This window comes from Streptomyces sp. NPDC024698 (assembly GCF_055559015.1).
Genome location: NZ_JBVHLK010000007.1, coordinates 69,156 through 87,472 on the forward strand (window position 1 = coordinate 69,156; position 18,317 = coordinate 87,472).

19 protein-coding genes are annotated in these 18,317 nt (G+C 71.7%); 9 read left to right on the forward strand and 10 right to left on the reverse strand.

The annotated features are described in order from the left end of the window. Positions 1-5: 5 nt before the first annotated feature. Positions 6-380 carry a cupin domain-containing protein gene (locus ACZ4AA_RS18305; RefSeq protein ID WP_467602617.1) on the reverse strand — a complete coding sequence of 125 codons (375 nt, stop codon included), beginning with the start codon at positions 378-380 and terminating at the stop codon, positions 6-8. 134 nt (positions 381-514) lie between these two features. On the opposite strand from ACZ4AA_RS18305, the gene ACZ4AA_RS18310 reads away from it, so the two are divergent. Both ACZ4AA_RS18310 and ACZ4AA_RS18315 read left to right on the forward strand, forming a co-directional pair. After that, the gene (locus ACZ4AA_RS18310) at positions 515-961 is read left to right on the forward strand and encodes a MarR family winged helix-turn-helix transcriptional regulator (RefSeq protein WP_467602619.1); all 447 of its coding nucleotides are present in this window, start codon (positions 515-517) and stop codon (positions 959-961) included. Positions 962-1,131: 170 nt separating this feature from the next. Next, positions 1,132-1,992, forward strand: a complete 861-nt coding sequence (locus tag ACZ4AA_RS18315) for an esterase/lipase family protein (protein ID WP_467602621.1) — start codon at positions 1,132-1,134, stop codon at positions 1,990-1,992. A 170-nt stretch (positions 1,993-2,162) separates the two neighbouring features. Here ACZ4AA_RS18315 and ACZ4AA_RS18320 read toward each other — a convergent pair whose 3' ends face one another. Further along, entirely contained in the window at positions 2,163-3,212 is a 1,050-nt protein-coding gene (locus ACZ4AA_RS18320; protein WP_467602623.1) for a lytic polysaccharide monooxygenase auxiliary activity family 9 protein, read from the reverse strand. A 313-nt stretch (positions 3,213-3,525) separates the two neighbouring features. Here ACZ4AA_RS18320 and ACZ4AA_RS18325 point away from each other — a divergent pair, with 313 nt between their 5' ends. After that, a complete protein-coding gene (locus ACZ4AA_RS18325; protein WP_467602625.1) occupies positions 3,526-4,008 on the forward strand; it encodes a GNAT family N-acetyltransferase in 483 nt (160 codons plus the stop codon). A gap of 69 nt (positions 4,009-4,077) precedes the next feature. Here the strand turns inward: ACZ4AA_RS18325 and ACZ4AA_RS18330 are convergent, their stop codons facing one another. Further along, positions 4,078-4,212, reverse strand: coding sequence for a hypothetical protein (locus ACZ4AA_RS18330; RefSeq protein ID WP_467602627.1), 135 nt, complete (start codon positions 4,210-4,212; stop codon positions 4,078-4,080). A 160-nt stretch (positions 4,213-4,372) separates the two neighbouring features. On the opposite strand from ACZ4AA_RS18330, the gene ACZ4AA_RS18335 reads away from it, so the two are divergent. Then, the gene (locus tag ACZ4AA_RS18335; protein ID WP_467602629.1) at positions 4,373-4,993 is read left to right on the forward strand and encodes a class I SAM-dependent methyltransferase; all 621 of its coding nucleotides are present in this window, start codon (positions 4,373-4,375) and stop codon (positions 4,991-4,993) included. Positions 4,994-5,050: 57 nt separating this feature from the next. Here ACZ4AA_RS18335 and ACZ4AA_RS18340 read toward each other — a convergent pair whose 3' ends face one another. Both ACZ4AA_RS18340 and ACZ4AA_RS18345 read right to left on the reverse strand, forming a co-directional pair. Continuing rightward, complete coding sequence (locus ACZ4AA_RS18340; protein ID WP_467602631.1) at positions 5,051-5,551, reverse strand: ribonuclease FAU-1 family protein; 501 nt, start codon at positions 5,549-5,551, stop codon at positions 5,051-5,053. Then, positions 5,532-6,461, reverse strand: a complete 930-nt coding sequence (locus ACZ4AA_RS18345) for a GNAT family N-acetyltransferase (protein ID WP_467602633.1) — start codon at positions 6,459-6,461, stop codon at positions 5,532-5,534. The genes ACZ4AA_RS18340 and ACZ4AA_RS18345 overlap by 20 nt, the downstream gene beginning before the upstream one ends. Before the next feature lie 71 nt (positions 6,462-6,532). Here ACZ4AA_RS18345 and ACZ4AA_RS18350 point away from each other — a divergent pair, with 71 nt between their 5' ends. After that, positions 6,533-6,904: a GntR family transcriptional regulator gene (locus tag ACZ4AA_RS18350; protein ID WP_467602635.1), complete on the forward strand. Its 372-nt coding sequence runs from the start codon at positions 6,533-6,535 to the stop codon at positions 6,902-6,904. Positions 6,905-6,937: 33 nt separating this feature from the next. Here ACZ4AA_RS18350 and ACZ4AA_RS18355 read toward each other — a convergent pair whose 3' ends face one another. Continuing rightward, entirely contained in the window at positions 6,938-8,032 is a 1,095-nt protein-coding gene (locus ACZ4AA_RS18355; RefSeq protein ID WP_467602637.1) for a DUF5925 domain-containing protein, read from the reverse strand. A 404-nt stretch (positions 8,033-8,436) separates the two neighbouring features. Here ACZ4AA_RS18355 and ACZ4AA_RS18360 point away from each other — a divergent pair, with 404 nt between their 5' ends. Beyond that, the gene (locus ACZ4AA_RS18360; RefSeq protein WP_467602640.1) at positions 8,437-9,243 is read left to right on the forward strand and encodes an SGNH/GDSL hydrolase family protein; all 807 of its coding nucleotides are present in this window, start codon (positions 8,437-8,439) and stop codon (positions 9,241-9,243) included. A gap of 87 nt (positions 9,244-9,330) precedes the next feature. On the opposite strand, the gene ACZ4AA_RS18365 is transcribed toward ACZ4AA_RS18360, so the two are convergent. The 4 genes from ACZ4AA_RS18365 to ACZ4AA_RS18380 all read right to left on the reverse strand — a co-directional run bounded on the left by ACZ4AA_RS18365 (position 9,331) and on the right by ACZ4AA_RS18380 (position 16,129). Then, positions 9,331-10,974, reverse strand: coding sequence for a serine/threonine-protein kinase (locus tag ACZ4AA_RS18365; RefSeq protein ID WP_467602643.1), 1,644 nt, complete (start codon positions 10,972-10,974; stop codon positions 9,331-9,333). A gap of 45 nt (positions 10,975-11,019) precedes the next feature. Further along, positions 11,020-12,957: a nickel transporter gene (locus tag ACZ4AA_RS18370; RefSeq protein WP_467602645.1), complete on the reverse strand. Its 1,938-nt coding sequence runs from the start codon at positions 12,955-12,957 to the stop codon at positions 11,020-11,022. Continuing rightward, complete coding sequence (locus ACZ4AA_RS18375; RefSeq protein WP_467602648.1) at positions 12,954-14,474, reverse strand: tetratricopeptide repeat protein; 1,521 nt, start codon at positions 14,472-14,474, stop codon at positions 12,954-12,956. Before ACZ4AA_RS18375 ends, ACZ4AA_RS18370 begins: the two co-directional genes overlap by 4 nt. Positions 14,475-14,587: 113 nt before the next feature. Then, positions 14,588-16,129, reverse strand: coding sequence for a DUF4331 domain-containing protein (locus tag ACZ4AA_RS18380; RefSeq protein WP_467602650.1), 1,542 nt, complete (start codon positions 16,127-16,129; stop codon positions 14,588-14,590). Positions 16,130-16,459: 330 nt separating this feature from the next. Between ACZ4AA_RS18380 and ACZ4AA_RS18385 the strand changes: the two genes are divergently transcribed. From ACZ4AA_RS18385 to ACZ4AA_RS18395, 3 genes are all read left to right on the forward strand, one after another. Next, positions 16,460-17,002: a sigma-70 family RNA polymerase sigma factor gene (locus ACZ4AA_RS18385; protein ID WP_467602652.1), complete on the forward strand. Its 543-nt coding sequence runs from the start codon at positions 16,460-16,462 to the stop codon at positions 17,000-17,002. Positions 17,003-17,057: 55 nt separating this feature from the next. Then, positions 17,058-17,849, forward strand: a complete 792-nt coding sequence (locus tag ACZ4AA_RS18390; RefSeq protein WP_467602654.1) for an anti-sigma factor — start codon at positions 17,058-17,060, stop codon at positions 17,847-17,849. A 115-nt stretch (positions 17,850-17,964) separates the two neighbouring features. Further along, a complete protein-coding gene (locus ACZ4AA_RS18395) occupies positions 17,965-18,234 on the forward strand; it encodes a hypothetical protein (protein ID WP_467602656.1) in 270 nt (89 codons plus the stop codon). Positions 18,235-18,317: the final 83 nt, after the last annotated feature.

Below are 18,317 nucleotides of genomic sequence, written 5' to 3' on the forward strand. Positions count from 1 at the left end.
CGGCGTCAGTTGGCCCAGGGCGGAGTGAGGGTCGAGCCGTCGGCCAGCTCCGCCCGGAGGCCGACGGAGGTGGTGACCCAGGAGAGCGCGGTCTCCCGGGTCGGGTTCTCGATGCCGAAGGCCACGCCCGGGGTGACGATCACGGTGTCACCCGCGGTGACCCGCTCGGTGCGGTCGTCGAGGGTGATCAGCAGTTCTCCGGAGAGGAGCAGGAAGATCTCCTCGCGGTCGACGGTGTGGACGGGGGCCTGGTGCCCCGCGGGGATCTCCGTGCGCCAGGCGCACAGCTCCTTGCTGCCGCTGCGGGGAGAGGCGTACGAGACGAAGCGGCCGCCGTGGATCTCGTGGACGACGGCTTCGGACGAACGGACGACGGGCACGGATGCCTCCAAGGTCGGGATCAGGGTCGGCGGGGCGGTCAGGCGCTCGGAATATGGTCAAGCCGCTTGACTATGTGCTGTGGAATTATGGTCAAGCAGCTTGACCAAATAGTCAAGGGTGTTTGAATGCGTGGGTGCAGAACTCCGAGGCCATGGCCCTGTCCGCCGCCCTGCTCGCCGCCGCCGGCGAGCTGACGCAACGTATCCACGAGGGCGTCGTCGCCCGAGGGTTCGAGGGGGTGCGGCCCGCCCATGGCTTCGCCTTCGCGCGGATCGCGCCGGACGGGGCGACCGTCACCGACATCGCCGCCCATCTGGGGGTCACCAAGCAGGCCGCCAGTCAGCTCGTCGAGGAACTCGTCCGCAGGGGGTACGTCGAGCGGCGGCCGCACCCCGAGGACGCGCGGGCCCGGCTCGTCGTGCTCACCGAACTCGGCTGGGCCTGCACCCGGGCGGCGGAGGAGGCGGCGGCGGACGCCGTGCGGGCGTGGTCCGAAGTGCTGGGGGAGAGTGAAATGCGCGCGTTGCGCACACGTTTGGCGAGCATCGCGCCCTACGGTCCGATCAAGCCCACTTGGTGACGTTCCGTCACCGGTCGCGGTCGTCCTGGTTATCACTGGAAGTTTTTACTGACGCGTAACTTCACACCTCTGCTACTCGACCGTAACTTGACGAGTGAACAGCATCCTCGTGATCCGGATCACAGGGCGTAAACCCCCACAACTCCCTTGAGCCGCAAGGAGATCACCCGATGCTGCCCTGGAAGCGAGTGCTCAGACCCCTGGCCGCGCTGCTCCTGACCGCCACGGTCGCGATCGTCCCCGCCGCCGCAGCACAAGCTGATTCCGCCCCCAGCAGTGGCTGGAACAACTACTCCTGCAAGCCCTCCTCCTCGCACCCGCGCCCCGTCGTGCTCGTCCATGGCACCTTCGGGAACTCCATCGACAACTGGCTGGCCCTCGCCCCCTACCTGACCAGCCGCGGGTACTGCGTCTTCTCCCTCGACTACGGGCAGCTGCCCGGTGTCCCGCTCTTCAACGGCCTCGGCCCGATCGACGCCTCGGCCGCGCAGCTCCAGGTGTTCGTCGACAAGGTGCTCGCCGCCACCGGCGCCGCCAAGGTCGACCTGGTGGGTCACTCGCAGGGCGGCATGATGCCCCGCTACTACCTCAAGTTCCTCGGTGGAGCGGCCAAGGTGAACGCCCTCGTCGGCATCGCCCCCGACAACCACGGCACCACCCTCAACGGGCTCACCAACCTGCTCCCGTACTTCCCCGGCGCCAAGGACCTGCTGTCCACGGCGACCCCGGGACTCGCGGACCAGATCGCCGGCTCCGCGTTCCTGACCAAGCTCAACGCGGGCGGCGACACCGTCCCCGGGGTGCACTACACGGTCATCGCCACCAAGTACGACGAGGTGGTCACCCCGTACCAGTCCGAGTACCTGAGCGGATCCGACGTCCACAACGTCCTGTTGCAGAACCTGTGCTCCCTGGACCTCTCCGAGCACGTGGCCATCGGGATCTTCGACCGGATCGCGTACCACGAGGTGGCGAACGCGCTCGACCCGGCGCACGCGTCCACCAGCAGCTGCGCGTCCGTGTTCAGCTGACCGGCTCGGCGGACCACTCGTCCATGGTGGTCCGCCCGAGCACACCGGCGTGATCGTCCGTCCGTCCGCGTCCCGCTCGCATGCGGAACGCGGACGGCGGACCACGCCGCCGGGGGCTGTCCGGCCTGAGCCGCCGGTCAGCCCCCGGAGTTCTTCCGGTCCTCCGCGCCTCAGCGGCCGCGTCGGCTGCCCGGTGTCGCGCGCCGCCGTACCGAGGCGAAGAGCGCCGCGGCGCCGAGCGCGAGCGCGGCGGCACCGCCGATCGCGACGTACGAGGTGGAGGAGTCCCCGCCGGTCTCGGCGAGGCTCCGGGGCGCACCGGCGTTGTCCGGCCCGCTCTCCGAGGAGTCCGCGGAATCAGCGGTGGCCCGAGTCTCCTCGGCGGGTTCGCCCGACGCGGTGTCCCCGGCCGCGTCGCCCGCGTCCGTGCTCGCGGACGGCTCCGCCGAGGCAGCGGCGTCGTGCCCGTGGTCGTGGTGCTTCACGGTCGACTTGTCGCTGCCGTCCTCGATCTGCTTCTCCGACGGCGCCGAGGCGCTCGGCGCGGGAGCGCTGCCGCCGCCCGAGCCCTTGCCGCCGCTCGCGCCCCCGAACGCCACGTCGGAGCAGGAGTAGAAGGCCTCCGGGCTGTCGGAGCGCTGCCAGACCGCGTACAGGAGCTGCTTGCCCGAGCGCTCGGGGAGCGTGCCGGAGAACGTGTAGAAGCCGCCCGAGGCCGCCGGGTCGGTGGCCGTCGCGACCGGACGCGCCAGGTCGAGATCACCCCAGGCCAGCGGCCGGGACGGGTCGTAGCCGGGCTTCGTGATGTAGACCTTGAACGTGCCCTTGTGAGGTGCCGTCACCCGGTACCTGAAGGTGTACGAGCCCCTGCTCACGTTCGTCGCGGGCCAGTCGGAGCGCGCCAGGTCGAGCCCCTTGAACTCGGCGTTGCCCGCACTGCACAGCTTGCCGTCCGGGATCAGCTCCTGGTGCCGCCCGTTCGCGTCACCGATGCGGATGCCGTTCCAGTCGTACAGCGCCTGGGTGCCGCCCGCCGCGACGGCCGCCTTGCAGGCGGCCGACCTCGGGTTCTCCGGACCCTCCGCGTAACACTGGGACACCCGGCTCACCGGGTCCCCCATCGAACCGTGCGCCGAGGCGGGCGCCGCGGCCAGCGCGGACAGGGCGAGCGGGGCGATGCCGAGGACGGCGACGCCGGCGGCCTTGCGGCGTGCGGACATGGGGAACTCCTCGAACGGTCCTGATACGTGGGGCGAGTCCCCGCACGGCACTCCGTGCGGGGATCCCGAGGGGGGATCCCGTGGGGGTGATCAGCAAACTAGCCCGAAGAATCCGCGAAATCGCCTGCTGGAGGCGGGTGAGGGAGATCCTTATGGTGGCTTTAAGGCGGGGCTAACGGGGGGCTGAGGAAGGGGGGGGCGGAGAGGCCGGCCCCGGGGTGCGGCACAAGGCGGTGCTTCGTCTCCTGGCCGGGGCGCCTACCGTGCCTTCGAGGGAGTACGGGGACTGCGATCAGGTAGGCGGGGTGCGGGCATGGCCGGGACGTCCGGGGAGACAGGCGGGACGATCGAGGGGTTCGGGGTGCGGATGGCGGTCGCCGCCGACGTGCCCGTCGTGAAAGCCGTCATCGACGCAGCGTTCCAGCCCTACGTGAAGCGCATCGGGCTCGTGCCCATGCCCATGGAGGCGGACCACGCGGCGAACGTGGCGGCGGGGCGGGTGTTCGTCACGGGGGAGCCGGTCCAGGGGCTCGTGGTCGTCGAGGGGCGCCCGGACCATCTGTACCTCGACATCATCGCGGTCCGGCCCGAGGCGCACGGCCGGGGGGTCGGCCGGCTGCTGCTGCGCTTCGTGGACGCGCACGCGCGGGCGCTCGGGCTCGACGAGATCAGGCTCTGCACCAACGCGATGATGTGGGAGAACCAGAAGATCTACCCGCGGTACGGGTACGAGATGACCGAGCGGCGCGTGGACGGGCCCTACGACCGGCTCCACTACCGCAAGCGGCTGGTCTGACGCGGGCCGGCGCGGGCTGCCGGGCCCGCGACGGCTTTCGGCAGGCGTTCGGCGACGGCCCGCCGCGGCTCAGCCGTCCGGCCACCAGGTGCGCGCGATGTCCTTCCGGACCTCGGGGCGCACGGCGGGGCGATCGTCGGGCTCGTCCCGCGCACGGCGGGATTCGGGCTTCCTCAGGGGCTTCTGCACGGTCACACGGCGCATGGCTGCCTCCTCGTGTCCACCCGGATCCGCGGTTGTACGGGGGTAGACCGTTCCCGGGAGAGTTCCTCATCGGTCGCGAAATGTCTGTGGCGCCGGTCACCCCCGGGCGCCCGCGGCGGGCGCGGGCCGATTGTCAGTGGTGGGTGACATGGTGGAACGCATGGTGAGCGACGGAACGAATCCAGGGGCGGGCGTCGACTGGGACGCGGAGTCCGGCACCTTCGACGAGGAACCCGACCACGGGCTGCGCGACCCCGGTGTCCGCGCTGCCTGGGCCGCCCGGCTGCGGGGCTGGCTGCCCGAGAAGCCCGGTGATCTGCTCGACGTGGGCTGCGGCACCGGCAGTCTCTCGCTCCTGGCGTCCGAACAGGGGCACCGGGTCACCGGGGTCGACCTCGCTCCGCGCATGGTCGACCGGGCCCGCGCCAAGCTGGCCGGACGGGACGCCGCCTTCCTCGTCGGCGACGCGGTGGCACCGCCCGTCGGGGAGCAGCGTTTCGACGTCCTGCTCAGCCGCCATGTGCTGTGGACGCTGCCCGATCCCGGGCGCGTGCTGCGGCACTGGCGCGGACTGCTGCGCCCGGGCGGGCGGCTGGTGCTCGTCGAGGGGGTGTGGGGGACCCTGAGCCCGGTCGGCATATCCGCCGAGCGGATGGTCACCCTGGTCCGGCCGCTGCTGTCCGACGCCGCCGGCCTCCGCGTCGAGCCGTTGTCGGACGAGGCGCGACTGTGGGGCCGGGAGGTCGAGGACGAGCGGTACGCGGTGGTGGCCCGTTTCTGAGCGGTGCCCGTGGGTGTCTTCGCGGAACGCCGGCCGTCGCGCGTCCTGGGACACGGCCTAGGCCAGGAGCGCCTCGAAGCCGCCTTCGCGGGCCAGGCGTTCGAGGTCGTCCAGGGCCTTCTCGGCGGCGGCCGCGGCGGCCGGGTCGGTGGTGGCCAGGCCGCTCTCCGCGAACTCGTCCTCGTCCAGACGCCGTACGTCCCTGCCGTCGGCCGAACGCCACAGGTCCAGGTCGAGATCCTCGACGACCAGCCGGCCCTCGGAGACGGTGGCCGGGCGGGTGATGTCGCAGTACCAGCCCTTGCGCTCACCCGTGGAGTCGCGGACCTCCTTCACCGAGTACCAGCGGTCCCGCCAGTAGTACTCGGTGAAGACATCGCCCTTCTCGAACCGCACGAAGCCGAAGTCACGGACGCCGTCTCCCGCCCAGGGGGCCCGTACGACCACCCGGGTGCCGTCGTCGGCGAGCAGCTCGGCCGGGTAACTGATCTTCGTACGGCCCGCCTTGACGAGCACGACCTCCAACGAGCCGGGCGTGTCAGCCGAGGTCACGGGCATACTTCACCTCCGTTGCGCAGATTTCGTAACCGAACCAGGTGTTGATCGCCAGCATCGGCCCGTTGCCGGCGTCGTTGCCGGTGAACGCGTCCGTGAACCCGGCCGCGCGGGCCCGGTGCAGGGAGTGGCTCTTGGCGAGCTTGGCCAGGCCGCGGCTCCGGAAGGCGCGGCCGGTGCCCGTCATCACGGTGGCGTAGCGGGCGCCGCCGTCGGTGCGGGCCGCGGTGAACGCCGCGGGGCGGCCGTCCACGAGCGCCACGGACGTGAGTTCGTGGCTCAGGAGGGGGTGGTGCCAGGTCTCGGTCAGCCAGGCGTCGTAGTCCGTGAACTCGCGGTCGATGTCGCTCGGTTCGTCGCGCAGTGTCTCCGCGTCGAGCCCGAACAACGGCCGGGGGTCGTCCGCGAAGTCCGCTCCGCTGCGCAGTTCCACGCCGTCCGGCGGGGGCGGCAGGGGCGGCAGGGTGCCCTTCGCCAGGTCGAGACGGAGGAAGTGCGCCGGGCGGGCGGCGCGGTAGCCCCGCTTCTCGGCGAAGGCGCGGCAGCCGGGTTCGTTCAGCACCCAGGCGTGCAGCCGGGTCGCGCCGAGGGCGGCCAGCCGCTCCTCGGCGGTTCGGGCCAGCAGTGAGCCGGCGCCGCGTCCCGTGCGATCCGGTCGTACGTGGATGTTGAGGCTTCCCTGACCGGGCTCCGGGCTGTCGTGCACGAGGCTTACCTGCGCGGTGCCGATCGGCTCCCCGTCCTCCTCGGCCGGCAACGGCCGGTAGTGGGCGTCGGGGTGGGCCCGCTCCACGTCGTAGGCGATGGACTCGGGGGTGAAGAGGATGAACGGGAGGGCCTGTTGACGAATGCGCGCGAACCCCGCCGTGTCCACCGGGTCCCCGTGCCGCAGTTCGCGAACGATCACGGTCATGTGATCGCACGTTACGCGGGCGCCGCGGGCGGATGCCTCTCATTTTCGCGTGGGTACGGGACAATCTCCGCGTGACCCTGAAGATCCGCATCGCAGAGGGGGCCGCGCCGTACGAGCAGGTGCGCGCCCAGATTTCCGAGCAGGCCAGGTCCGGCGAGCTGCCGGTCGGCTACAAGCTGCCGACGGTACGGGGGCTGGCCGAGTCGCTGGGCCTCGCGGCCAACACCGTCGCCAAGGCCTACCGCGCCCTGGAGTCGGACGGGGTGATCGAGACGCGGGGCCGCAACGGCACGTTCGTGGCGGCCGCCGGGGACGCGGCGTCCCGCGAGGCCGCGTCGGCCGCGCAGGCCTACGCCGAGCGCGTCCACCGGCTCGGCCTGACCGAGGCGGCCGCACTGGACGCCGTACGAGACGCCCTGCGGGCCGCCTTCGACGACGCCTAGCCAGACGCCGCGCCGGACCGGTCGGCGCGGCGGCTACAGGTACAGCCCCGCGTCCGCGCCCTCGCGTTGGTCCGGGACCGATGTCGGGGTCGTCCCTCGGCGCAGGGCGTACAGCTCGGCCAGGGTCGCGCCCTCGCGGGAGACGCCTTCCTCGGTGCCCAGCCAGCCCACCGCCTCACGGCGGGTGAGCGCTCCGACCTCGATCCGGGCGAGGCAGCGGCCGGGGCGGACGACCGCGGGGTGGAGACGCTCCAGGTCCTCGTTGGTCGTGACGCCGACGAGGACGTTGCGGCCCTGGCCGAGCAGACCGTCGGTGAGGTTGAGGAGCCGCGACAGGGCCTGCCCCGCGGTGTGCTTCGCCTCGCCGCGGATCAGTTCGTCGCAGTCCTCCAGCAGGAGAAGCCGCCAGCGGCCCTTGCCGGTGCCGTCCTCCTCGCCGATCGCGATGTCCATCAGATAGCCGACGTCGGAGAAGAGCCGCTCGGGGTCCAGCACGCAGTCCACCTGGCACCAGTCGCGCCAGGAACGGGCCAGCGTGCGCAGGGCGGAGGTCTTTCCGGTGCCGGGCGGGCCGTGGAGCAGCAGCAGCCGGCCCGCGATGTCCTCCGGGGTCGTCTTCATCAGCCGGTCCATGGCGTCCGCCACCGGCGCCGTGTAGTTGGGGCGGACCTCCTCCCAGGTGCCGGCGGAGATCTGCCGCGTCGTGCGGTGCGGGCCCCGGCGCGGCGACACGTACCAGAAGCCCATCGTGACGTTCTCCGGCTGCGGTTCCGGCTCGTCCGCGGCGCCGTCCGTCGCCTGCTTCAGCACCTTCTCGGCGAGCTCGACGCTGGTCGCGGTCACGGTGACGTCGGCACCGCGGTTCCAGCGGGACACCAGCAGGGTCCAGCCGTCGCCCTCGGCGAGCGTCGCGCTGCGGTCGTCGTCACGGGCGGAACGCAGCACCCGGGCGCCCGGCGGGAGCAGGGTGGCCCCGGAGCGTACGCGGTCGATGTTCGCCGCGTGCGAGTGCGGCTGCTCGCCCGTCGCGAAGCGACCGAGGAACAGCGCGTCGACGACGTCCGACGGCGAGTCGCTGTCGTCGACGTTGAGCCTGATCGGCAGAGCGTCGTGTGGGTTCGCAGACATGCCGCCATGATCTGCCACGCGGGCGCCCCGTGCACCCGGTTTCCGTGGTGCGTCGCGTGTGTCGCGCTCGGTCCCGCTCTTCCGGTGTATCCCGTCCGTCCTGTCAGGGGGGCGCGGTGCGACACGGCGCGGCGCACGCGCACGGCCTCCCCGTCAGCGGGACTCAAGGGCAGGGCAAGGTCAACTCCGTTGTGAGAAAGGCAGGTTGGGGCTTTCGGGAGTTGACGACTTGGCCCGCTCTGTCATTAGGCCGACGTCCGACCGTCATGGACATGTAACGACAAATGTGATGAACGGGGGTATTCCGCCCGGTTGATACATAAGAGTCTTGGCATGGACACTTCCTGTCAACACGCGTAGCTGCTACCAAAGTTGTGGCAGAGATCCTGCTAAAGGGAGGTTCCATGAGACGTCCCAGATTTTCGGCATACGTGACCTCACTCCTCCTGGCCGCCGGCTTCGCCCTCACCGGGGCAGCGGCGGCACAGGCACAGACAGCGGCGGCCACCGGCTATGTGGCCCTAGGCGACTCCTATTCCTCAGGCGTCGGCGCGGGCAGCTACATCAGCTCCAGCGGCTCCTGCGACCGCAGCACGAAGGCGTACCCCTATCTCTGGAACGCCGCCCATTCACCGTCGTCGTTCAACTTCACCGCTTGCTCAGGCGCTCGTACGGGTGATGTCACGGCGAACCAGCTCGGCCCGCTCAGCTCCTCCACGGGCCTCGTCTCGATCACCATCGGCGGCAACGACGCCGGATTCTCCGACGTCATGACGACGTGCGTCCTCCAGTCCGAGAGCACCTGCCTCTCGCGCATCGCCACGGCGAAGGCGTACGTCGACTCCACGCTCCCCGGCAACCTCGACTCGGTCTACTCGGCGATCAGGGCGAAGGCACCGGCCGCCCATGTCGTCGTCCTCGGCTACCCCCGCTTCTACAAGCTCAACGGCAGCTGCCTGACCGGACTCTCGGAGACCGAGAGGTCCGCCATCAACGGCGCCGCCGACTACCTGGACAGCGCGATCGCCGTTCGTGCCGCCGCCCACGGCTTCACGTTCGCCGATGTACGCGGCACCTTCACCGGCCACGAGATCTGCTCCAGTGACGTCTGGCTGCACAGCCTGAACTGGCTGGACATCGGCGAGTCGTACCACCCGACCGCGGCCGGCCACTCCGGCGGCTACCTGCCGGCCTTCTCCGGAGCCGTCTGACCTCCGGGCCCCCACCCCGGAACCCTTCGAGAGAACACCGTCCCGGCGGGGAGGACGCCCGCCCCGCCGAGGACACCGCCCGCCCCGTCAGGGGGACGCGGATACCGATGCGGAGGCCCCGTCCGTCGGGGTCTCCGTCGCACAGGTGATGGTGAACGCGACGGAGTTCGAGGTCACCCGCACCGGACTGCGCACCTCCACGCCGATCGAGTTGGCGAACTCGCCGCTCGTGTCGTACGTCGTCGCCACCACCGTCTTCTGCTGGGTCCTGCCGCCGCCCGCGGGGAACGACAGCGTCTTCCAGCTCGGATCGGTCACCTCGCCGCTCTCCGTCACCCAGCGGTACTCGACATCCACCGGAACCCGGCCCACCGTGAACGTCGCCGTGAACGACGGCGCCTGCGCGCTCGACGGCGGACAGCCGCCCGTGTAATGGGTGTTGTGGCCCTCGACCGTCACCCGGACGGACTGCGCGGGCGGAGCGGTGGTCGAACTCCCGCCCGCGGGAGCGCTGCTGGAGGGACTCCCGCCGCCGGTCGCACCGGCCGTGGCGCTCTCGCTCGGACGGCCCCCCGAGGCCGTGCCCCCGTCGGTGGTGCCCGTGCCCCCGCTGCTGCTGCTCGCCCGCCCGGTGTTCCCGGCGTTCCCCTTGTGGTGATTCAGCAGGGCGTACGTCAGCCCGCCGAGGGCGAGTGCCAGCGCGACCAGACCCGCGATCAGGGCGACGGCGGCCCCCCGGTTGCGGTCGGGCCCCGCCGAGGGGGTGGCCGAGGGAACGGTCGCGGGAGCCGGACCGAACCCCTGGGGCGGTGTCGGGGAGGACGGCGCCGGCGGGCCGAACGCGCCGATCGTCGGCGCCTCGGACGAGCGGGTGACGGCCCCCAGGGGACGCGTGGGCGCCGTACCGCCCGCCGCGACCACACGCAGCTCGTGCTCAGCCGATTCGGCGGTCGTCCGCTCGGCCGGATCCTTGGCGAGCAGTCCCTCGATGACGGGGCCGAGCGGGCCCGCCCGGCGGGGTGCCGGCAGCGGTTCGTCGACGATCGCCCTCAGCGTGCTCAGCGGAGTGGGCTGCCGGAAGGGCGAGTTGCCCTCGACCGCCGCGTACAGAAGCACCCCTAGCGACCACAGGTCCGACTCGGGCCCTGGGGTGCGGCCCAACGCCCGCTCCGGCGCGAGGAATTCGGGTGAACCGATGACCTCGCCCGTCATGGTCAGGGCGGAACTGCCCTCGACCGTCGCGATGCCGAAGTCCGTCAGGACGACCCGTCCGTCGTTCGACATCAGCACGTTGCCCGGTTTGACGTCCCGGTGCAGGACCCCGGCCTCGTGCGCGGCGCGCAGCGCGGCGAGCACCTCGGCGCCGATGTGGGCGGCGCGCTGTGGATCGAGCGGCCCCTCGGCATCCAGCAGATCGGAGAGCGCGATGCCGCGAACCAGCTCCATCACGATCCAGGGCCGGCCGTCCTCGGTGGCCACGTCGTACACGGTCACCACATTGCGGTGGGAGATACGGGCGGCCGCCCACGCCTCCCGCTCCAGGCGCGCGTACATCCGCGCGACCTCGGAATCGGGAAGCCCGGCCGGGGCGCGGACCTCCTTCACGGCGACCTCGCGTTGCAGTACCTCGTCGCGGGCGCGCCACACCGTGCCCATGCCGCCCTCGCCCAGGGGCGAGAGCAGACGGTAGCGCCCCGCGATCACACGTTCACTGCCCGGAACTTCGGACACGTGCGTCCCCCATTCGCATCCGCGCGATTTCTCCCCAAAAGTAGCTCAGCCGAGGACGGATGCCGCCCCCTTGAGCACCAATCCGGCCCCGAGTGCCACGACGATCAGCGCCGATCCGAGGGGCGCGGTCCTGCGGACGAGGAGCACGAGGTGTCCCTCGGCCCACTGCCGGCGTCCGGCCAGGGCGCGGTTCATGCCGCTGCCGAGCTTGACGACGGCGAACCCGGCCGCGGTCAGGGTCAGGGCGAGACCGACGCCGTACGCGAGGACCAGAAGAAGGCCGAACCAGGCCTGTCCGAGCGCCGAGGCACCCACGAGGACGACGACCGCCGAAGGACTGGGCACCAGCCCGCCGGCGAAGCCGAGCAGGATCGTTCCGCGGACGGTGGGGGCGATCTCGTGCGTGTGGGTGAAGCCGCCATGGGTGTGTTCGAGGGCGGGGGAGTGGGGAGTGGTGCGGCCCGGGCGGTGGTCGTGGTCGTGCCCGTGGCCCTGTTCGTGCCCGTGCCCGTGGCTGTGGTCGTGCGGGTGCGGGTGCGGGTGGTCGTGGGTGTGGGGCCGGGTTGCCGTCGCGGTCACGGTGGGGGCGACGGTCGCGACGGACGCGGTGGCATGGGCCAGCACCAGGGGGCGCGCCGCGTCCGCGTGCTCGTGGTCGTGGTCGTGACCGTGGTCGTGGTCGCGACCGTGGTCGTGACCGTGCTCGTGTGGGTGCGGGAGGACGGGCGGGTGTTCGTGGTCGTGGGGGGTGCCCGGTCCGTGGTCGTGCGGGTGGTCGTCGTCGTGCGCCGGGGCCCGGTCCGGGCCGTGCTCGTGCGCGTGGTCGTGTCCGTGAGTCGAGGCATGGGCGTGGTCGTGCCGGTGGCCCGCGTCCCGCGGGTGCCCCTGCTCGTGCCTGTGCCCATGACTGTGGTCGTGGTCGTGGTGCCGGCCGTGTGCGTGGGCGGAGGGCCGGTTGCGCCAGGCCCGGCGCAGGAGGGTGACACCCGCCCCGGTGACGAGGACGCCGCTGGACACGCCCAGCCAGGCGATCACGGACGGGGCCGCGGCGGAGCCCGCCGTGACCAGCAGACCGAGGGCGACGACCCCGAGGGTGTGGGTGACGGTCACCGACGCGGCCAGCGGCAGCACGTCCTTGAACCGGGCCCGGCCCCCGCGCGCCGCGGCCGTCGCGGCCATCAGGGTCTTGCCGTGGCCGGGCGCGAGCGCGTGCAGGGCGCCCAGGCCGACGGCGATGACCAGGGCCAGCGCGGCGAAGCCGAAGGTGAGGTGATGCCGGGCCACCAGGTTGTTCAGGTACTGCGTCCAGCGGTCGGCGCCGCGGGGGAGCACGGAGGCGGCCGGGGCGTCGCGGTGCTCCTCGACGAGGGCCGGGCCGCCGGGGCGGATCCGCAGCGAGGCGGTGGCGGTGTCGGCGGGTGAGGAGAGCAGCGCCTTGGGATACCGGGTCAGCTCCGACGAGAGGGACGTCCGCGGTACGTCCGAGGAAGTGAGCGTCATCCGGTCACCGCGGGCGGTGATCTCGCGCCAGCCGGGGCCGTGGTCGGCGCCCGCGCTGTGGAAGCCCACGGTCACCGCGTGGTCGCGGGACAGCGGCGCCGTCAGCCGGCACTCCACGCGCAGCGTGTGGAGCCCCGCCTGCCCCGGCCGCAGCTGGGCCCGGCTCGTGCCCGCGGTGAGCGTCACCGCACGCCCGTCCACCGTGACCCTGCTGCCGTGCGCGGCGGTCGCGCACCGCTGCCGGGCCCACTCGGACATGCCGAGCCGCTTGATGTCCGGCTCCGCCTGGGTGGCGGGGATCTCGGCCAGGTCCTCGATGTGATCGACGCGCAACTGCCCGGGGGCGGCGACGAGACCGTCGTAGCGGTTGACGGTGAAGTTGCCCAGCGGATGCGCGCTCGCCGGCCCGGAGGGGCCCAGCACGAGCGCACAGGCCGCGGTCAGGACCGTGCCGCAGAGCGCGAGGAACCGGGGCGCCCTCACTTCGCCGCCTCCAGTGCCTTACGGGCCTGGCGGGCGCCCAGCGGGGAGAAGCCCGGGTTCAGGCCCAGGGCCGCCTTCAGCGCGGCGCGGCCCTTGGCGGCGTGTCCGGTGGCCCGCTCGATGACGCCGAGGTGGTAGAGGAAGGACGCGTTGTGATAGCCCGTCGCCGTGGCCTGACGCGCGTACGGCAGGGCCTCCGCGTCACGGCCCGACACGTGCAGGGCCCAGCCGAGCGCGTCCGCCGTGTGCACGGTGTGTCGACGGGCCCACTCGGCGCGGGCCGCGGCCAGCGCGGCCTTGTGGTCGCCGTGGTCGGCGGCGGCCAGCGCGGTGTCGAGGTCGGCGTTGACGCCGTAGGCGTGCGCGAGGGCGATCCAGGCGTTCACCAGCCTGTACTGGTCCCGGGCCTTCCGGGCATCGCCCGCCCCACCCCTGTCCTCATACAACTCGCCCATTTCGACGAGAGGTTGAGGCAGCGGATAGCGCTGTACGACCTGTTCCATCCCCTTGATCGCGGCCGCGCGGTCGCCGAGCGCGGCCTGGGTGCGGGCCCGGCCTTCCAGCGCGGGGAGATAGTTGTCGTCGGCGGCGAGCGCTCGCGCGTAGTAGGTGAGTGCCGAGTGGTAGTCGCCCTGGTTCCAGGCCAGTTGTCCCAGCGCGGAGGTCACGTACGAGATGTCTCCGCGGCTGGTCGCCGTGTCCAGCGCCTGCATCAGGACCCTGCGGGCGGTCTTCACGTCGCCGCGCAGCTCGTGGACGTAGGCGTACCGGGTGAAGACCGGGACACCCGGCCGCCGTGAGTCGGCCAGGTCGGCGGCCTTCGACGCCTCGTCGTAGCGGCCGAGTTCGACGAGTGCGTCGATACGGGAGCACAGGGCGCGTTCGCTGTAGGGGTTCTGCTTCAGGGCGAGGTCGGCGTACTTCAGCGCGCCGGCGAAGTCGTGCCGGGCCGCCGCGAGAGCGGCCCGTCCGGCGAGCGCGGGGTCGTAGCCGGGACGCAGCTTCAGGGACCGGTTGAGCGCCTCCTGCGCCTGGGGATAGCGCGAGGGGTCGCCCTTGGTGCGGGCCTGCTCGACATAGGCGAGACCGAGCGTCGCCCAGCCGCCGAAGTCCTTGGGCTGGGTGCGGAGATGGGTCTGGAGGGAGAGGATGCTCGCGTCGAGGTCGCCGCTCGCGAGGAGCTGCGGTGACACGCCGTTGGACACGGTCGCGACGGCCGGGGTCGTCGCTCCGTCCCTCAGGGCGCCGAGCACCACCGCCCCCGCCGTCATGGCGACGGCCAACGCGGCTGCGCAGAAGCCCAGTTGAGCGGCCCGCCAGCGGCGCTGCGACGGCGAGAGCCCCCGCTCGGCATCGACCCGCGGGCCGGCCCCATCCTCGGCGGGCGCGGCCTCCGCGGAGGGCACTGCGGATCCGGCCGCCGCGGTGTTCTCGTCGGGCGTGGCCCCCGCGGGGTTCTCCTCGGGCGTGGCCTCGTCGGCGTCCGGCGTCGCGTTGTCGTTCGTACGCGGGGACATGCCCTCTCCTCAAAGTCCTTGGCGAAACGGTCGTCGTGGGGGGTGGGGGGCGGCGCGGCCCGCACCGTGGGGGGTCGAATACTGCGTGCGGGCCGCGCCAGTCGGGGAGCGGGTCAGTAGGCCCGGTTGTACATCCGTCGGCGCCACCACAGCAGACCGGAGCCGATGAGCAGGATGCCGGCGGCACCCGCCGCGGCGGAGCCCGCGATCAGCACGGTGTCGGTCCCGCCGCCGGAGTTCGTCCCGGCGGGCTGGAGCGCGTCACCGAGCTGGCTGCGGACATCGGTCCCGCTGGTCGTGCCCTTGGCGAGCGCGCCGCGCGAACCCGAGGTCGGCTCGGCGACGTACGGGAACGACTTCTCGAAGCTCTTGTCGTTCTTGTCGACCGCGTCGCCCAAGTCGTTCTTGGAGCCGACCAGTTCACCCTCGACGACCTGGAGCGAGGCGTCGATCACGTCGTCCGTGAGCCGGCGCCCGTTCGGGAAGCCCGCGTTGTCGCCGTCGAGGACACCGAGCCGCTTGGGGTGCATGGCCGGCTTGATCGAGGTGTTGAGGCGCAGTTCCTCCGCCGGACGCACGTGCGGCGGCTGGTTGAGGCCCTTCACACCCTTCAGGAACACGTCGACCAGGTCGTTGCGGGGCTCGGCCGGAGCCTTGATCTTGTAGATCGACTCGATGAGCTTCGGCAGCTCGGGGTTGGTGACGTTCTTCAGGAACTGGGCGTCGTCCCAGGGCGCGGACGCGTTGAACTTGTCCTTGTCCTTCTGCGGGTTGACGACCTCGTTGACCAGCGGCATGCCGAGACGCGAGACCTGGCGGTAGCGGCCGCTCGCGTCCCTGCGCTGCGTGGTGGACCAGATGCCGACGATCGGCTGCCCGGCCGACTCGCGGATCATGTCGTTCGGGACCTGGAGGGCTATGGAGTTGACGTTGTAGCCCTTGAGGGTGTCCCGGCCGACCTCGCTCAGGTTGCCGCCGTACAGCAGGTCGAAGACGCGCAGGTCCAGGAAGAACGGGTCGTCGGCCTGGCCGGCGAACGTCGTAGAGCCGCCGGCGAGCTTGGACACCGCCTGGTGGCGCAGCTTGGCGTAGTCCGGCATCGAGGCCTTGCCGACGTTGGACGGAGCGACCGGGACATCGTCCGCGATCTTGGTCCGCGACACCAGCCGCTGCTTGTGCAACCGCAGCACGTCGATGTCGTACGTCTGCGTGATGTTCAGGTCGGGGTCGTCGAGGCTGCTGACCGGACCCGTGTTGTACAGGAACGTGTTGCCGTTCTTGCGATGCGTCTTGAAGGTGTAGCGGTAGATCAACTCACCTTGCGCGTCACCGTTGTTGTCGATGTGGATGTCGTACTGGGCATCGTCGGCGAACGTGTAGAAGTTCGGGCCGCCCGCGGGCTCCTCGAAGGGGATCCAGTTCGCCACGATCGTCGTCGTGTTCGGCTTGTCCGGGCTGACGAACGCGTACACGTCCGTGTTGTCGTACTGGGGAGTGCCCGAGATCAGCGGTGCCTCTCGGTGGCTGGAGGCGGAGGCCGCCCCCGGCGCCAGCGCCGTCGCACCGGCGGCCGCGAGCCCCCCGGCAGCCAGCGCACCGCATACGAGGGTCACGAGAGTCCTGCGACCCGCGCCGCTCCTGGAGATAGGTGTCATGCCGTCCGTCCTCTGTCCAACTTGCCTGACGCACGCCATTCGGAGCGGTCGCCGGGGTGGATTGGTCGAATCCCAAACGTCTTTACGGCGGTTGTCGCGGGTTGTTTCATCGGCGCCCCGGCTTCTTCGCCGGCGGTTCCCCGATCGGCCCGCCGGGGACGGGCGTGCGCTCCGGAGGTCGGAGGGGGGACGGACCGGTCGCGGAACACACGAACTGATCCCAGCCGGACACGCGTTTTCGGCTCGCCGATCCGTAACCCATCCAGAGACAGGTTCGCTGCGAAGACGTAGGGGAAAGGACGGGCCGTGCACGGCCGGAGAGGGGGACGGGTGGAGGCTGACGAACTACTGGTACTGGTGGCCGGAGGTGACCAGTACGCGTTCGAGGAGCTGTACGGACTGGTGTCCGGGCCGGTGTTCGGACTGGTGCGCCGCGTGGTGCGGGACCCGGCACAGTCGGAGGAGGTGTCGCAGGAGGTCCTGCTCGAACTCTGGCGCTCCGCACCGCGGTTCGACCCCCGGCGGGGGAGCGCCCTGTCCTGGATCCTCACGCTCGCGCACCGTCGTGCCGTGGACCGGGTGCGCAGCGCCCGCGCGGCCACCGAGCGCGAGCAGCGCGAGGGGCAGCGCAACCACCGTCCCGCGTTCGACCAGGTCGCCGAGGAGGTCGAGGCCGGGCTCGAACGCGAATGGGTCCGCCGTTGTCTGGACCGGCTCACCGCTCTCCAGCGGCAGTCCGTCACCCTCGCCTACTACGACGGCTACACCTACCGTGAGGTCGCCGAGCGGCTGTCCCTGCCGCTGGGCACCGTCAAGACCCGTATGCGCGACGGGCTCGCCCGCCTGCGCGACTGCCTGGGAGGGGTCGCGTGATCGTCGACGACCGCCTGCCGGGCCGTGATCCGCACGGAAGAGAGGGGGGTGCCGCATGAGCGTCCTCGACCGACTGCTGGGCCGCGATCTGCACTCCCTCGCCGCCCCCTACGCCCTCGACGCGCTGGAGAGCGAGGAGAGGCGCCGCTTCGAACGCCATCTGAAAGGCTGTGACCGCTGTGCCGAGGAGGTACGGACCTTGACCGAGGACGCGGTACGGCTCGCCTGGTCCACCGCCGCGGCCCCGCCGGCCGCGCTGCGCGAACGGGTGCTGGCCGCCGTACGGACGACCCCTCAGGAACCGGCCGCCGCCCGGGACCTGCCCCGCGCCCGGGGGTTCCAGCAGCCCACCCGCGCGCGTGCCCCGCGATTCCGTCCGCTGTTCGCACCGCTCGCCACCACCACGGCCGCCGCGGCCCTCGTCGTCGCGGCGCTCTTCGCGGTGCAGGCGACCCAGGCGCGCGACGATCTGAACCAGGAGCGTGCCCAGGCACGTGAGATCGCCCACGTCCTGTCGGCTCCGGACGCGCGGGCGACCGGTGAACGGGACGCGCGGGGCCAGGGAATCGGAGTAGTGGCCTCCGCGTCGCAGCGGCGCGCCGTCGTGACACTGAGCGGGCTCGGCACGCCCCCCGGCGGACGCGTCCATCAGCTGTGGCTCATGCGCCCCAAGGAGAAACCGCGTTCTCTCGGTCTCTTCACCGGCGACACGCCCCTCGTCGCCGACGGACTCGACCGGAACGCGACGTCACTCGCAGTGACGGTCGAGCCTCACGGGGGCTCAGAACAGCCCACTACCTCGCCCGTTGTCCAACTCGCCCTGGAAACGCTTGGATTCGGAGAGTGACCGTCAACCCCCTTGTGGGGAAGGTGAATCCTTTGTCCGAGATACACGCGCGCCACGAGGGGGCGATAGGGTTAGTCTGCCCGGGCCGGGTGGACTTGTACGGGTGGGGAGTGACATGGAACAGATAACAGTGCGCAGCAGGGCACGCGTCCCTGCGATCACGTGCGGGAGCAGCGCGACCAGTTCGCGCCTCGACCGACATCTCGCCGTGCTCGGCGGTCCCGCCATACCGCAGCGCGAGACGGTCGAGGCGACCTCGCTGATGCGTGAGCTCACGAACCGTGACCGCGCGCACGACAGCGGCTCCAGGGTCGCGCGCGTGCGGCGGGTCTCGCTGTTCGCGCCGCTCAGGCGGCTGCGCCGCTCGCTGTTCGGCGACCGTTGACCGGCTGTCGGCACCGGCCTTCTCGACCCGCGCTCCGGCGGCTCCACCGAACCGGCGCACCGCTGCTCCTCCGCGTCCGTCAT

What these genes read in the sequence shown, in the direction of transcription:
- ACZ4AA_RS18390 (WP_467602654.1), top strand. Translation starts at nt 17,058, where the DNA reads ATGAGCGTCCTCGACCGACTGCTGGGCCGCGATCTGCACTCCCTCGCC.
- ACZ4AA_RS18340 (WP_467602631.1), bottom strand. Translation starts at nt 5,551, where the DNA reads ATGCCCGTGACCTCGGCTGACACGCCCGGCTCGTTGGAGGTCGTGCTC.
- ACZ4AA_RS18345 (WP_467602633.1), bottom strand. Translation starts at nt 6,461, where the DNA reads ATGACCGTGATCGTTCGCGAACTGCGGCACGGGGACCCGGTGGACACG.
- ACZ4AA_RS18360 (WP_467602640.1), top strand. Translation starts at nt 8,437, where the DNA reads ATGAGACGTCCCAGATTTTCGGCATACGTGACCTCACTCCTCCTGGCC.
- ACZ4AA_RS18325 (WP_467602625.1), top strand. Translation starts at nt 3,526, where the DNA reads ATGGCCGGGACGTCCGGGGAGACAGGCGGGACGATCGAGGGGTTCGGG.
- ACZ4AA_RS18380 (WP_467602650.1), bottom strand. Translation starts at nt 16,129, where the DNA reads ATGACACCTATCTCCAGGAGCGGCGCGGGTCGCAGGACTCTCGTGACC.
- ACZ4AA_RS18320 (WP_467602623.1), bottom strand. Translation starts at nt 3,212, where the DNA reads ATGTCCGCACGCCGCAAGGCCGCCGGCGTCGCCGTCCTCGGCATCGCC.
- ACZ4AA_RS18315 (WP_467602621.1), top strand. Translation starts at nt 1,132, where the DNA reads ATGCTGCCCTGGAAGCGAGTGCTCAGACCCCTGGCCGCGCTGCTCCTG.
- ACZ4AA_RS18330 (WP_467602627.1), bottom strand. Translation starts at nt 4,212, where the DNA reads ATGCGCCGTGTGACCGTGCAGAAGCCCCTGAGGAAGCCCGAATCCCGC.
- ACZ4AA_RS18355 (WP_467602637.1), bottom strand. Translation starts at nt 8,032, where the DNA reads ATGTCTGCGAACCCACACGACGCTCTGCCGATCAGGCTCAACGTCGAC.
- ACZ4AA_RS18395 (WP_467602656.1), top strand. Translation starts at nt 17,965, where the DNA reads ATGGAACAGATAACAGTGCGCAGCAGGGCACGCGTCCCTGCGATCACG.
- ACZ4AA_RS18335 (WP_467602629.1), top strand. Translation starts at nt 4,373, where the DNA reads ATGGTGAGCGACGGAACGAATCCAGGGGCGGGCGTCGACTGGGACGCG.
- ACZ4AA_RS18375 (WP_467602648.1), bottom strand. Translation starts at nt 14,474, where the DNA reads ATGTCCCCGCGTACGAACGACAACGCGACGCCGGACGCCGACGAGGCC.